The sequence below is a fragment of the Ruegeria sp. AL11 genome (assembly GCF_056540865.1).
In genome coordinates this window covers 20,902-34,237 of the sequence record NZ_JBQFXO010000004.1, presented here as the reverse complement: position 1 = coordinate 34,237, position 13,336 = coordinate 20,902, and the positions used below count along the sequence as shown (strand labels likewise).

The following is a 13,336-nucleotide window of genomic DNA, read 5'->3' as shown; positions in this document are numbered from 1 at the left end:
ATGAACGTGCAAAACACCGTAGAGCTTTCGAACTCAACCAAAGCGACATCCGAGTGGTGGCGCGGCGGCGTGATCTACCAGATATATCCGCGCAGCTTTCAGGACAGCAATGGCGATGGGATTGGAGATCTGAAGGGTATCACCCAACGGCTCGACTATATCGCCTCGCTCGGCGTCGATGCGATCTGGATTTCGCCTTTCTTCAAGTCGCCGATGAAGGATTTCGGCTATGACGTGAGCGATTATCGTGATGTCGATCCGATGTTCGGCTCGCTTGAGGATTTCCAAGAGCTACTGGATCAGGCCCACGCAAAGGGTCTGAAAGTGATGATTGATCTGGTGTTGTCACATACATCGGATCAACACCCGTGGTTTACCGAAAGCCGCGCGTCAACGGACAACCCGAAGTCCGATTGGTACGTCTGGGCCGACCCCAAACCGGATGGGACGCCGCCGAACAACTGGTTGTCAATTTTTGGGGGGTCTGCCTGGCAGTGGGACCCGCGCCGCCTGCAATACTACTTGCACAACTTTCTGACCTCGCAGCCGGACCTGAACTTCCACTGCGAAGAGGTTCAGGACGCGCTGCTGGATGTGGCCCGGTTCTGGCTCGAGATGGGGGTCGATGGCTTCCGTCTGGACACAATCAACTTCTATTTCCACGACAAGCAATTGCGCGATAACCCCGCGCTGCCGGTTGAAGAGCGCAATGCCTCGATTGCGCCTGCGGTGAATCCGTATAACCACCAGAATCACCTCTATTCCAAAAGTCAGCCGGAAAACATCGCCTTCCTGGAACGACTGAGGGCGCTGACCAACGAATACGAAGGCCGAGCCTGTCTGGGTGAGGTCGGTGACGCGCAGCGCGGGCTTGAGATCATGGGGGAATACACCTCGGGTGATGCGCGTATGCACATGTGCTATGCGTTCGAATTCCTGGAAAAACGCGCGTTGACAGCAGCTTACGCGAAGCAGGTGTTTGACCAGCTTCAGGCCAAGGCGGGAGATGCCTGGCCTTGCTGGGCGTTCTCGAACCATGATGTTCAACGCCATGCCTCTCGCTGGGACCTCAGCGATGCAGCAACGCGCCAACACGCGGTTCTGATGATGTGCCTGCGCGGTTCGGCCTGTTTGTATCAGGGCGAGGAATTGGGCCTACCTGAGGCCGACGTGCCCTTCGAACGCTTGCAAGACCCCTATGGCGTTGAATTCTGGCCTGAGTTCAAAGGCCGTGACGGATGCCGGACGCCAATGGTCTGGGCAACTCAGGATGAACAATCGGGCTTCAGCACCGGCGAGCCATGGTTGCCTGTTAGTGATACGCAGTCCGAACGTGCGGTTGATCGTATGGAGGCGGACGACCAATCCATGCTGCACCACTATCGCCGCGCGATTGCTCTGCGACATGAGCATCCGGCGCTGGCTGCGGGGGCGCAATCAGAGATGGTGCAAGTCGGCCCGATCCTGATGTTCCGCCGCGAAAACGCCCGCGAAGAGGTGTTCTGCGCCTTTAATCTGGGACGAGGGGCGGGGCAGGTCGATCTGCCCTCGGGCAGCTGGCAGGCAATTGGTGAGGACATTGGCAGTGTCACGGGTGAAGGTCGCGTCACGCTGCAACCTGCCGAATTCTGCCTGATGCGCAGGGACAAGGGGTAAGTCATGTCGGAACTCAAACTCACAGATGTGGCGAAATCCTATGGACCAGTTGATGTCCTGAAACACATTGATCTGGATATCGAGCAGGGCGAGTTGATCGTCTTTGTCGGCCCGTCCGGATGCGGAAAATCCACTCTGCTCCGGATGATTGCGGGGCTGGAGAAGATCACCGGCGGTACGCTGGAGATCGAAGGTCAGGTCATGAATGACGTGCCGCCCGCGCAGCGCGGCATCGCGATGGTGTTCCAGTCCTATGCCCTCTATCCGCATTTGACCGTGCGCGAGAATATGTCTTTTGCGCTTAAGATCGCCAAGCGACCCGCCGCAGAGATTGACGCTGCTGTTGAGCGCGCGGCTCAAATTCTGCAATTGGACCCATATCTTGATCGCCTACCCAAAGCCCTTTCTGGTGGTCAGCGCCAGCGCGTCGCGATCGGGCGAGCGATTGTGCGAGACCCCAAGGTCTATCTGTTTGATGAGCCGCTCTCGAATCTCGATGCAGCGCTGCGCGTCGCCACGCGGATTGAGATTGCGCGCCTCAAAGAGGCGATGCCCGACAGCACCATGATCTATGTGACCCATGATCAGGTCGAAGCGATGACCTTGGCCAGCCGCATCGTTGTGCTGGCCAACAAAGGTATTGCCCAGGTTGGCACCCCGCTTGAGCTGTATGAAACCCCGGACAATGAGTTCGTGGCCCAATTCATCGGCTCGCCTTCAATGAACCTGTTACCCGGAACTATCACAGGCACTGGACAGATGACGACGATAGCTTTGGAGGGCGGAGGCTCAGCGATTTCCTCGATCCCGACCGGGCCCGAGGATGAAGGCAAGCAGGTAAGCATCGGCGTCCGGCCCGAAGATTTCACTTTGACGGATAGCGACCCGCTCCTGAGCGGTGAGGTTGATTTCACCGAAGCATTGGGTGAGGTGACTCTACTCTATTTTGCCAAATCCAACGACGCGGATCAGGTCATCGCCAAACTGCCTGGTATTCAAAGAAACCTTCGCGGGCAGCAGGTTTCGGTCACAGCACGACCGGAAAAAGTGCACCTGTTCCATAACGGCCTGTCTATGCGCAAGTGATTCAGCGCGCGCGGCTTCAAGCCGCTTGACAACTCATACAACCCCGTTCAACCATTATTGAAACGTTTCAATGGTGGTAAATGCGGGTTTCTGCGCAGCTATATACTGTCCGGAATTGTGGTGATCTAGGCGATCAACTGCAATTGGCGGTGGCCTGTGGCTATGCAGATGTCGAAACGACTGGGTTGCACGACCTGACGGCGCCTCAGATGGCCCGGATCGTTGCGCAATCGGGCCTACGGGTGCGTTCGGCGCATTTCGACTGGGAAGAGTTCGAGGGGCGTTTACCCGAAATTCAGGACCTTCTGGAACGATTGGAGTGCCCGGTTGCCGTCATGCCTTGGCTGGCACCAGAGGCGCGGCCCGACACTGCCGAGGGATGGAAGGCTGTGTCGGGCCAGTTATCACAATTGGCTGCGCAACTGTCAGGCTCGGGCGTTCGGCTGGCCTATCACAACCACGATTTCGACCTGGTCGGGTACCCCTCGCAGACGCCGTTGGAGATGATCATGGAGAAGGGAAACGTCTTTTGGCAGCCCGATATCGGTTGGCTAGGGGCGGCCTACCTGGACCCGGTTGAGATGATTGAGCGCTATGCCGACCGTGTGGTCTCAGTGCATGCTAAGGACGTGGATTCCAGCCAAAAGGGCGACGCTAGGTGGCGGGATTTAGGGCAGGGCGACATAGACTGGAGCGCGGTTCTTAACGCGCTGGATCGAACGGCCTGTTCAGATCTTTTCGTTGAGCATGACGAGTCGCCGAGCCCGGCGACGGCGCTTACAACAGGCAGGCGCTTTCTGACCGACCTTTTGAAAGGTCGTATCTAGATGGCCCGCGCAACGATCAAGTCTATCGCCAAGCAGACAGGCTACTCCGTCGGGACCGTATCCAATGCACTTCGCGGAGAGGACTCGGTCAAACGCGAAACCCGTGAAGAGATACAGAAAGTGGCCTTGGAGCAGGGTTACAAAGTGAACCTTGCCGGGCTGAAGCTTCGCACGAACAAATCCTACCGGATCGCGGTACTGGTGGGCGTCTCCACCGACGCCACCGAGGAGTGGGAGGGCGTAGAATTCACCCGAATTGTGGCTGGTATCTCAACCGCATTGCAGGGGTCACGCTATGAGCTGAGCGTGTGCAGCGTGGCCGATTTGGACGACGCGATGGCCGCCCTACGCGCGATCGTACAGGAACGCTCGGCGGATGGGGTGATCTTTTCGGGCACTCGACATAACGACCCGCGTATCGCCTATCTACAAAACCAGAATTTCCCCTTTGTAACCTATGGCATGAGCGACAGTTCTGAACCTCATCCCTATGTCGATTTCGATAGCAAAAGCGCGGCGCGCGACGCGACAGAGCGGCTGTTGCGTTTAGGTCATCGACGAATTGCTCTCATCAATCCACCCGCCGAATTGGTTTACACTGGACAGCGTCAGACTGGCTATGCCGCCGCACTACAGACGGCGGGCGTGCCCGTTCAACCCTATCTGATCTACAACGGCCCCACAACGGCGCAAAGCGGCCAAGAGGCTTTTCGCAGCCTGATGCAACGCGCAGACCGCCCGACCGGCATCATCTGCGCCAACGAGGCGATGACATTGGGCGTTTTGTCAGCCGCCGCCGAAGATGGCATCAGGGTCGGGCGCGATGTTGTGGTCATTTCGACCGATGACCTCCAACTCAGCAAGTATTTCGTACCGGCGCCCAGTGCCTATTACGTGCCGATTGACAAGACCAGCCGGTTGCTGGGCGCGTTCATGTTAAAATCACTGGACGGGGCCGATCCGTCTGAAATTCAAAAGAAGATCAGGGCCACGTTAATCGAGCGGCAACCTGACACACCTCCGCCGAACCCGGCGATCTGACCTGACCCAACAAAGGAGAATCCGAACATGTTCAAACATCTACTTGCCGCTGCAGCCGTTGCCACGATGACGGTCCCGGCCGCTTTTGCCGCCGATTTGGAAGGACGCGTTCTGAAGATCGGAACAGATGCAACCTATCCGCCGATGGAGACCGTCGATGAGACAACGGGCGAGATTGTGGGCTTTGACGTCGACGTGATGAACGCCATTTGCGAGCGCGTGAACTGCGTGCCGAATTTCGTCAACACCGCGTGGGACGGCATCTTCGCAGCCCTTCAGCAAGGTGAGTTCGATCTGGTCATCTCGGGTGTTTCGATCACGCCTGAACGGGAAGAGACCATGGATTTCTCAGAGCCGTATATTGTGGTCAGCCAGGCCATCCTATTGCAAGTCGACAAGGGCGACACGACCTTGGATGACTTCAAAGCCGGAGGTCTGAAACTGGCCGCTCAAACCGGAACAACCAACGCGCAACTGGCGGAAGAGCTGGTCGGGCGCGAGAATGTCAGCCTCTATGACAACTTCTCAGCCGCCATTTTGGCGTTGCAGAACGCCGACGTCGAAGGTGTGATTATCGACGGAACTTCCGCCACCGCGTATGAGCAAGAGTTCGCGGGCGAGCTGACCGTGGGCATAACGGGTCTGCAATCCGACCCTCTGGGCATCGTGTTTCAGGAAGGCGATCCGACCGTCGATGCGATCAACGAAGGTCTAGCCGCAATTCAGCAAGACGGCACTTTGGATGAGCTGAAAGCCAAATACTGGGGCACCAACTGATCCTTTGAACCCCTTCCAGCCCCGGCGGGTTCTGCCGCCGGGGCTTTGACTTAGCGGAGAACCCCATGTCGCGCCTCAGCTCGATCCGCCCGAGCAACCTCGTGTTGCTCGCAGCCGCGCCGTTTATCATCTATCTGTTTGCCACCTCATCCAAATACCTGCGATCTCTGGTCGCCATTCTGGGGATCGGCAACAATGCGGGGCCGATATTCGTGGGGTTCCTGCTGGTCCTTGCGACGGCGATCCTCGGTTATCTTTGCGCCCGCCACACCCGGTTCGAAGCGCAAGCGCCCGCATGGCTTCGGATTTCCGCTTTGGTGGCGTTTCCGGCGGCGGTTGGCCTGTCCATTCTGGCTTTTGTTGCCCCGGATGTCCTGATGCCCTTTGCCGAGTCCGTCTTCTTTCATGCGCTCAGCGAGAATACCTCGACCCTGATTGACCGCTCCAACCAAACCTGGGTTCTGTTTCCCGAAGTAGTGGCACAAGTTCAAAGCGGCCTGCAGATCCTTCTAGCGGTCTATGCCGTGATCGTCGCGCTATGCCTGATCTCTATCCGTTTGGCGAAACCTTTGCGCGGACGCGTGCAGCTTGGGTTCGAAATTCTGACGGGCGCCGCGCTGTTCTACCTGATGTTTATGGCCCATTGGCAGTTCGCAACAGGCGTCGCCATCACGTTCCGCGCGGCGATCTTTGCCTATATCTTCGCAGCGATCCTTGGCCTGATCTGGGTCGGGCTTCAGTCATTCAAGCCAAAGGCCCGGACAACGATGGTCTATGGCGCGATCAGTCTAGCGTTGCTTGCAGTATCCACCTTTTTCTTCATGCAGCCCAAAGTCAGCTATGTCCTTGTCGGCAATACCGAGGGCCGTATTGCCATTGTGCGCGGTACCCCTCAGGCGCAGGCCGATGTGATCCGCTTCGGCGAATTCGAAGGCGGCGGCGATCAGCAAGTCCGAATCCGGAGCGCCCCGGACGCTGCATCCGCATTGGAACAGATTGAGACCGTCGACAGCGTCTCGGGCGCGTTTGTTCCGGTTGAGGCCCATACGCAGGGCTATCCGGTGATCTGGCAAACCAGCTTTCTGCCGGACAAGTTCCGAAACCCGGGTCTGGCCTTTGCCGTTTTCGGTTTCCTTTTGCTTACACTGACGGTGGGTGGGGCTCAGCACAAACTGCACCCACTTGCGGTCGGGGCCGAGTTTTTCGTGGACACGATCCGCGGAATTCCGATGCTGGTGATCATCCTCTATATTGGCCTTCCTCTGGCAGGCGCGGTCAAGGATGCCACCGGCGGTGGTATCGACATGACCAACATGACCCGCGGGATCATCGCCATTTCGGTTGGGTATTCCGCCTATATGGCCGAGATTTTCCGATCCGGCATCGAAGCTATACCCAAAGGCCAGCTCGAGGCTGGCAGCTCTCTGGGCCTGTCGCGCTGGCAAACCGCGCGGCTGATCGTACTGCCGCAAGCCTTGCGGATCGTGACACCGCCCCTGGGCAATGAGTTCATCGCGATGATCAAAGACACCTCTCTGCTGTCGATCCTGTCTGTGCGCGACATGACCCAACGCATGCGCGAGTTTCAGGCCTCCAGCTTCCTGCCATTTGCACCCTTTAACACAGCGGCGATCCTCTATGTCGTGATCACTCTGGGCTGCGCCAGCTTCCTGAAATGGATCGAGCGGCGAACCGCGAAGGACACCAGATGAGCAAACTTGAACTGGGGGTTTGCTACTACCCCGAGCAATGGGAGCCGTCCCAATGGCGAGACGATGCTGCGCGTATGGTCGAAATGGGCCTCGATTGGGTGCGGATTGCAGAGTTCACCTGGGGCCTGATCGAGCCCCGGCGCGGTCACTTCGAGTGGGGTTGGTTGGATGAGGTGATCGGGATATTGGGTGAGGCTGGCCTGCGGGTCATGATGTCTACTCCAACGGCTTCGCCCCCCAAATGGCTGATCGACGCGTACCCGGAGATTTTGCCCGTCGGCCCTGACGGTCGCGTGCGCGGTTTCGGATCGCGTCGGCACTATTGCTTCTCCAGCGATGTCTACCTTGAGGAGGCCAAACGGATCGCCACCGAATATGCCCGGCGCTATGGGCAAAACCCGCATGTTCACGCATGGCAGATTGATAATGAATACAATGACCACGACACCGTCCTCAGCTACTCCGACGCTGCCCGCAGCGGGTTTCGCCGCTGGCTGCAAGATCGCTATGGCATGATTAAAGAATTGAACCAGAGATGGGGTACGGTCTTCTGGGGCACACAATATGCAAGCTTTGACCAGATTGAGCTGCCAAACAGCCTGGTTGCGACCCCGAACCCGACGCAGTCTTTGGATTTCGCGCGCTATTCCTCGGACCGGGTCCGGCTGTTCAACAAGGCGCAGGTGGATATTCTTCGGGCGCATTCGCCGGGCCGGGACATCACGCATAACTTCATGGCGGGCAGTTTCGAGTATGATCACCACGCGGTGGCCGCCGATCTGGATATCGTTGGCTTCGACAGCTACCCGCTGGGCAATCTGCTGGGATCATCCCTTTCTGATCAGGACAAGCACCGCTACTTGCGAACCGGGGCACCGGACTATCAGGGGTTTCACTGCGATCTTTATCGCTCTCAAGGGCGCGGTCGTATGTGGGTGCTGGAGCAGCAACCCGGTCCCGTCGATTGGGCGGAAAAGAACCCGTCACCCGCAGATGGAGCAGTCCGGCTGTGGACCTGGGCGGCCTATGCCCATGGCGCGCAGGCGGTGATGTTCTTTCGCTGGCGGCAGGCCAAGTTTGCTCAGGAGCAGTTCCACACCGCTCTCTTACGGTCAGATGGCAGTCCGGATCAGGCAGCGGTCGAGCTGGCGCAGGTGGTGAAGGATCGCGCGGCTTTGCCGCCCGCCAAAAGACAGAAGGCCCAAGTTGCCATGTTGATCGACTATATGTCGATCTGGGCTGCAGAAATCCTGCCGCATGACGATGAGTTTCCTAATACGAACATCCTGCGCGAGTGGTACACGGGTTTGCGCGGTTTCGGCGTCGATCTGGATTTTGTCGGGCCGGAAGATGACCTTGATGGCTATGCTTTGATTGTTTTGCCGCAGAACATGATTGTCAGCGACGACTTGGCCTCAAGACTTCAGGCGACGTCAGCGAAACTGTTGATCGGCGCCCGGTCGGGCAGCAAGACGCCAGATATGCACAGCCCGGACACACTCGCACCGGGAGTGTTGAGCGATTTGACAGGTGTTCGTGTTTTGCGTGTCGAGTCCTTGCCCGATCTTGCGGAAGAAGCGGTACAGTTGGGCAACCAAAACCCGCTTCCCTTCACGGGTTGGCGCGAAATTATCGAGACAAGTGAAGACGTTATCGGTCAATTTGTCAGCCGATATCAGAATGGCAGTCCGGCGGTCATTCGCTCGGACCGGGCGACCTATCTTGCGATGGTCCCGAGCGGCGCGTTGTTGCAGGACATTCTGCGCGACGTGTTGGATTGGGCGGGGCTGGAGGTCGCTGAAACGCATCAGGACCTGAGGCTCACCCGACGCGGGGACCTGCGCTTTGCCTTCAATTTCGGCGATCAAGATCAACCACTGCCTGAGAACTCAAAGCGCAAGCTTCTGGTCGGAGAAGACCCGGTCGCCCCTCACAACCTTGCGATTTGGACGGAATAGCGCGCCCGGTTCAGCCTTTCGATGACGCGCTGTTTTCGAGGACTACAACGTCGCAGCCCGCAATGGTGTGCCCGTTCCATTCAACCGGATAGGCATTATAGTTGATCAGGAACGTATGCTCGGCCGTTTCCCGAAGCCGTAGGCCCTCGGGCAACGGCTGCAAATTCAGCCCGGTGTGGTGCGCCGCAAGTCCGATGAGTCGATCCCAGAGCGCCTCGTCGGGGAAACCCGCCAGATACCAAACACCGTCCCCCGCTTTCACGGCCGGAGTCCCGTCCTCAAATCGCAAGAGGTCTGCCCCGTCTCCGGACAGACGGTCGATCCAGTGCTGCGTCGCTCCGCCCCCTTCGACCGGGCGTTTGACACTCGGCGGCAAGGTTTCAACCAGATCGACATGGCAATCGACCGCATCAAGGCCGGGGCGACCTGACAGTGGGATCTGAAAATCGCGGGTGATTGCGCCGCTGCGCGGGCCAATGATGGCAAGGTCGCAGGCCTCTGCCAAACGCGCTTCCAACTCGGCATCAATTGTGGCCAGCCCTGGCGCAAGGATCACCTCGTAACCTTTCGGCAGGTCCTGAGGTGAAACGATATCTACCGACAGCCCGGCCCGACGCAGAGCGCGATAGGCCGAGAATACCAGCCGGAAATAGTCAAAACCTGCGCCCTGCGGCTGCGTGGTCCACGCCCAATCTGAGGCATAGTCGAACAGGATCGCAACCTGCGCCTGTTTCTGGTGCACCGGACCGATGGCCTTCAGTTCGTCCGCCGTCTGGCGCGCCTCGGCCAGACCGGGGGCCGCGCGGCTGTCTGGTGTCAGCAATCCGGCGTGCATCTGCTCTTGCGCAAATGGTGCTTGGCGCCAGCGGAAATAGCTCACCACCTCGGCCCCGTGGGCGACGGCCTCAAGCGACCACAGCCGGACCATGCCGGGCAGGGGGGCGGGGTTGTAAGGGGCCCAGTTCACAGGGCCGGGCTGTTGCTCCATCACCCACCAACGACCACGGCCAACTGCGCGATAGAGGTCATGGTGAAAGCCCTGCATATCCGGATCGCCCTGTTGCAGGAATTTGGCCCTGTGTTTGGCGTCATCCTCCAACCGGTCCGACAAGAAGCCGATCGGGTAGCTGTCCCAGGTAGCGATATCGAGGTCCGCACCGACATCGAAATGGTCGAACTCAAGCACACGTCCCATGTAGTTATGCGACAGCGGTGCATCGGTCAGCGGGCGCAACACATTGGCCTGAGCCTTGTTGAAGGCCACCACCTGATCCGAGCTGAAGCGTCGTAAGGCCAGAACATGGGCTGGGTTCGGCTCGGTCACAGTCAGGTTTGGCAGGTCGATTTGGTCAAAGTGGTCGTATTCCATCGACCAGAACACATTGCCCCAAGCCTCGTTCAGGGCGTCGATACTGCCATATTGATCCGCCAACCACCGCCGAAACGCTGCGAGCGCAGGGGCGCTGTAGCTGATCGTGGTGTCGTGGCAGCCATATTCATTGTCGATTTGCCAAGCCGCCACATGCGGATTGTGGCCGTAGCGTTCGCCAAAGATCCGGGCGATGCGGACGCACTCGTCGACATAGCCCGCATGGCTGAAGCAATAGTGCCGACGCGACCCGAATTTACGCGGCTGACCTTGGGCGTCGACGGCCAGCATATCGGGGTGTTTGTCCTGCATCCAGCGCGGAGGCGTCGCTGTGGGTGTCCCCATAACCACCTTCAAACCGGCCGATCCCAATACCTCGACCGCGCGATCAAGCCAGTCGAATTGCAGATCTCCGGGCGAGGGTTCCAACCGGCTCCAGGCGAATTCGCCGATGCGTACCCAGCTCAGGCCTGTTTCGACCATGCGCGCGGCATCTTCGGCCCAAACAGCCTCGGGCCAGTGTTCGGGGTAATAGCAAACGCCAAGTTCGGGGGTCATAGAAGGACTCTGTGTTCCGGTTGACCCTGGCCTGCGTTCGGCTCGGCAAAGGTCATTCCGTTCGTGGGTTGTGTTTCAAGCGTTTCCGCGCTCAGCCCTTGGCGGGCGGTTGTGCAGAGCAGCGTCGTCAGGTCGTCTCCGCCAAAGGCGGGGCAGGATGTATGGGCGGCGTCAATGGTGACTGCGCACAGGAACTGGCCCGCCTGATCATAGGCCGCGACCCGGCTCGCGCCCCATTGAGCGATCCAGATGTTCCCGGCGGTATCAACCACCGCGCCATCCGGGTTCAAACCGTCTTCGTTCAGATCCAGAAAGACCGAAGGCTCTCCTTCGGGCCAGCCTGTTTCGGAGTTCAGACCCCACCGCATCACCTGTCGTCTTGCGGTGTCAGCGTAGAAGGCGGAGGACCGGTCCGGAGCGAAACAGATCGCGTTCGAGATGGTGATACCCGGCACCAAACGGCGCAATTCGCCCTTGTAGAACCGGTAGATTGAACCAGCACCGGGTTCCGCGCTTTTGCCCATCGTCCCGATCCAGAACCCGCCCCACGGATCGGCGCGGCCGTCATTCGAGCGGGTGACGGGATTTTCAGCCTCTAGCGGGACAACCAGTGATTTCTCACCCGTGACCAGCGAAAACCGCCACAGCCCGGTTTCGGAGGCCATCAGCAGAGTGTCACGCTCCACCCAGCCTGCGGCCGAGACATATTCGTCGAAATCCCAGCTTTTCTGCGCCTCGCCTTCACGGGTCAGAAGGCGTTTGCCGAGGATGTCGAACCAGAACAACTGCTTCCGCTCGGGATGCCAGAGGGGGCCTTCGCCCAGCATACACGGGCGGTCGTCGAAAGTGACGCTCATGCAACGGCCTCGTCATAGGCGGCTACGATCCGGATGGCGCGTTCCGAGATTTCCGCGATCTCCATGTCGGGCTTGAACAGTGCCGACCCGATGCCGAACCCGTCCGCGCTGGCTGCGATCCATTCGTCGAAGTTGTCTGTGCCCGCGCCGCCAACCGCGAAGACCTGCGTGCCTTCTGGCAAGACCGCCCGCAAAGCAGACAGGCCTGCGGGGCCTGCCAAGGAACCGGGGAACAGCTTCAAACCGGTTGCACCCGCTTTGAGGGCCGAAAAGGCCTCGGTCGGGGTGAAGATGCCCGGCCAGGATTGCAGCCCCAGTTCACGGCTGCGCCGGATCACATCAGGATCGGCATTGGGCGAGACAATCAGCTTGCCGCCCATATCCCGTACGGCCTCAACCTGTTCGGGTGTCAACACCGTGCCCGCGCCGATTAGGGCGCGATCGCCGAAAGCCTCGACCAGAATCCCGATGCTCTCAAGAGGATCCGGTGAGTTCAGCGGCACCTCGATCCGGTCGATCCCGGTTTTGATCAGAAGTCGACCGACTTTCTCGGCGTGCGAGGGGGTCAACCCTCGCAGAATGGCAATAATAGGGCGGCTCATACGGTTTCTCTTGTCATATTGCGGGCTTTGTTCAACCCGGCCAGAGTGGATGTGGTGGCGTCGGCCATCTCCACAAACGCGCCTTGCGGTTGCAGCGCTTGCGCGTAGGCGGCCGATAGCCCCTCGGCCCCGATGATCGCGATCTGCTGACCCAGCCAATAGGGGCGTGAGGCCGCAAGTTCGGCCCCAATCAATAGCCCAGACAGACGCGCGCGGGCCGTGCTGCCATCCTGCCCGTGCAGCAGATCTGCAGCACGCAGACTGAACAGGCGTGCGGCAAGCTGTTCGGGTTTGGACAGAGTATCTTCGACAGCCTCAGCAAATGCGGCCTCATCCCAACCTTCGCGTACCGAGTGTCGAAGGACCGATTGACCGCTCAGCAGGTCGAACAGTTCTCCGGTCATGAATGTGCGGAAGCTGACGACCTCGTTCGCGCTGACCTGCACCCATTTTGTGTGAGTGCCGGGCAAGCAGATTACACCATCCCAGTTGGGGTGCGTATCCAGAAATCCCGCGATCTGCGTTTCTTCGCCGCGCATCACATCCGGCGGGGACACCTGTTTCAAACCAGGCACGACAAAAGCACGGATCCGAGGGTCGGTGGCGGGCACGCGGATCGGAACGCCCTGCACAGGCGCGGTTGGAACAGCAGCATAGGGTGCTTCAACCCATCCCTGACGGGCGCCGACCATGCCGCAGGCGACGACATCGACAGGGGCATTGTCCAACCAGCCCTCGATCAATGCCAACAGGGCGTCTTCAAACCCGCCTTTGGAGACGCGCGCCATGCCCATGTCTGACTGGGCGTGGTCAATAGGGGTCGACCCCTCCATCGCCCAGACGCGCAAGTGCGAGGTGCCCCAGTCCGCTGCGATCCATTCTGGTTTCATAAC

General features: G+C 59.2%; 11 protein-coding genes. 7 read left to right on the top strand and 4 right to left on the bottom strand.

The annotated features are described in order from the left end of the window. From ACR0IP_RS07680 to ACR0IP_RS07650, 7 genes are all read left to right on the top strand, one after another. Complete coding sequence (locus tag ACR0IP_RS07680) at positions 1–1,656, top strand: alpha-amylase family glycosyl hydrolase (RefSeq protein ID WP_480524790.1); 1,656 nt, start codon at positions 1–3, stop codon at positions 1,654–1,656. A gap of 3 nt (positions 1,657–1,659) precedes the next feature. Then, positions 1,660–2,742 (top strand): sn-glycerol-3-phosphate ABC transporter ATP-binding protein UgpC, encoded by a 1,083-nt coding sequence (locus ACR0IP_RS07675; RefSeq protein WP_170690531.1) that lies wholly within the window; start codon positions 1,660–1,662, stop codon positions 2,740–2,742. An 80-nt stretch (positions 2,743–2,822) separates the two neighbouring features. Next, positions 2,823–3,569 carry a sugar phosphate isomerase/epimerase family protein gene (locus tag ACR0IP_RS07670; protein WP_170690532.1) on the top strand — a complete coding sequence of 249 codons (747 nt, stop codon included), beginning with the start codon at positions 2,823–2,825 and terminating at the stop codon, positions 3,567–3,569. Next, positions 3,570–4,610: a LacI family transcriptional regulator gene (locus tag ACR0IP_RS07665; RefSeq protein WP_170690533.1), complete on the top strand. Its 1,041-nt coding sequence runs from the start codon at positions 3,570–3,572 to the stop codon at positions 4,608–4,610. A 27-nt stretch (positions 4,611–4,637) separates the two neighbouring features. Then, entirely contained in the window at positions 4,638–5,387 is a 750-nt protein-coding gene (locus ACR0IP_RS07660; RefSeq protein ID WP_419740815.1) for a basic amino acid ABC transporter substrate-binding protein, read from the top strand. 65 nt (positions 5,388–5,452) lie between these two features. Next, positions 5,453–7,099: an amino acid ABC transporter permease gene (locus ACR0IP_RS07655; protein WP_170690534.1), complete on the top strand. Its 1,647-nt coding sequence runs from the start codon at positions 5,453–5,455 to the stop codon at positions 7,097–7,099. Then, positions 7,096–9,057, top strand: coding sequence for a beta-galactosidase (locus ACR0IP_RS07650; RefSeq protein ID WP_480524787.1), 1,962 nt, complete (start codon positions 7,096–7,098; stop codon positions 9,055–9,057). The genes ACR0IP_RS07655 and ACR0IP_RS07650 overlap by 4 nt, the downstream gene beginning before the upstream one ends. Before the next feature lie 10 nt (positions 9,058–9,067). On the opposite strand, the gene ACR0IP_RS07645 is transcribed toward ACR0IP_RS07650, so the two are convergent. From ACR0IP_RS07645 to ACR0IP_RS07630, 4 genes are read right to left on the bottom strand one after another with little or no spacing between them, the layout of a single operon-like run. Then, positions 9,068–10,984 carry a beta-galactosidase gene (locus ACR0IP_RS07645; RefSeq protein ID WP_480524786.1) on the bottom strand — a complete coding sequence of 639 codons (1,917 nt, stop codon included), beginning with the start codon at positions 10,982–10,984 and terminating at the stop codon, positions 9,068–9,070. Then, positions 10,981–11,841: an SMP-30/gluconolactonase/LRE family protein gene (locus ACR0IP_RS07640; RefSeq protein WP_480524784.1), complete on the bottom strand. Its 861-nt coding sequence runs from the start codon at positions 11,839–11,841 to the stop codon at positions 10,981–10,983. Before ACR0IP_RS07640 ends, ACR0IP_RS07645 begins: the two co-directional genes overlap by 4 nt. After that, on the bottom strand, positions 11,838–12,443 hold the full coding sequence (locus tag ACR0IP_RS07635) for a 2-dehydro-3-deoxy-6-phosphogalactonate aldolase (RefSeq protein WP_480524782.1): 606 nt from the start codon (positions 12,441–12,443) through the stop codon (positions 11,838–11,840). Before ACR0IP_RS07635 ends, ACR0IP_RS07640 begins: the two co-directional genes overlap by 4 nt. Next, a complete protein-coding gene (locus ACR0IP_RS07630) occupies positions 12,440–13,333 on the bottom strand; it encodes a 2-dehydro-3-deoxygalactonokinase (protein WP_480524780.1) in 894 nt (297 codons plus the stop codon). The genes ACR0IP_RS07635 and ACR0IP_RS07630 overlap by 4 nt, the downstream gene beginning before the upstream one ends. Between the last annotated feature and the right edge of the window lie 3 nt (positions 13,334–13,336).

Excerpts from the sequence above, each read along its gene's own strand:
- ACR0IP_RS07655 (WP_170690534.1), top strand. The coding sequence starts at position 5,453 with ATGTCGCGCCTCAGCTCGATCCGCCCGAGCAACCTCGTGTTGCTCGCA.
- ACR0IP_RS07660 (WP_419740815.1), top strand. The coding sequence starts at position 4,638 with ATGTTCAAACATCTACTTGCCGCTGCAGCCGTTGCCACGATGACGGTC.
- ACR0IP_RS07675 (WP_170690531.1), top strand. The coding sequence starts at position 1,660 with ATGTCGGAACTCAAACTCACAGATGTGGCGAAATCCTATGGACCAGTT.
- ACR0IP_RS07670 (WP_170690532.1), top strand. The coding sequence starts at position 2,823 with ATGCGGGTTTCTGCGCAGCTATATACTGTCCGGAATTGTGGTGATCTA.
- ACR0IP_RS07645 (WP_480524786.1), bottom strand. The coding sequence starts at position 10,984 with ATGACCCCCGAACTTGGCGTTTGCTATTACCCCGAACACTGGCCCGAG.
- ACR0IP_RS07650 (WP_480524787.1), top strand. The coding sequence starts at position 7,096 with ATGAGCAAACTTGAACTGGGGGTTTGCTACTACCCCGAGCAATGGGAG.
- ACR0IP_RS07635 (WP_480524782.1), bottom strand. The coding sequence starts at position 12,443 with ATGAGCCGCCCTATTATTGCCATTCTGCGAGGGTTGACCCCCTCGCAC.
- ACR0IP_RS07630 (WP_480524780.1), bottom strand. The coding sequence starts at position 13,333 with ATGAAACCAGAATGGATCGCAGCGGACTGGGGCACCTCGCACTTGCGC.
- ACR0IP_RS07680 (WP_480524790.1), top strand. The coding sequence starts at position 1 with ATGAACGTGCAAAACACCGTAGAGCTTTCGAACTCAACCAAAGCGACA.
- ACR0IP_RS07640 (WP_480524784.1), bottom strand. The coding sequence starts at position 11,841 with ATGAGCGTCACTTTCGACGACCGCCCGTGTATGCTGGGCGAAGGCCCC.
- ACR0IP_RS07665 (WP_170690533.1), top strand. The coding sequence starts at position 3,570 with ATGGCCCGCGCAACGATCAAGTCTATCGCCAAGCAGACAGGCTACTCC.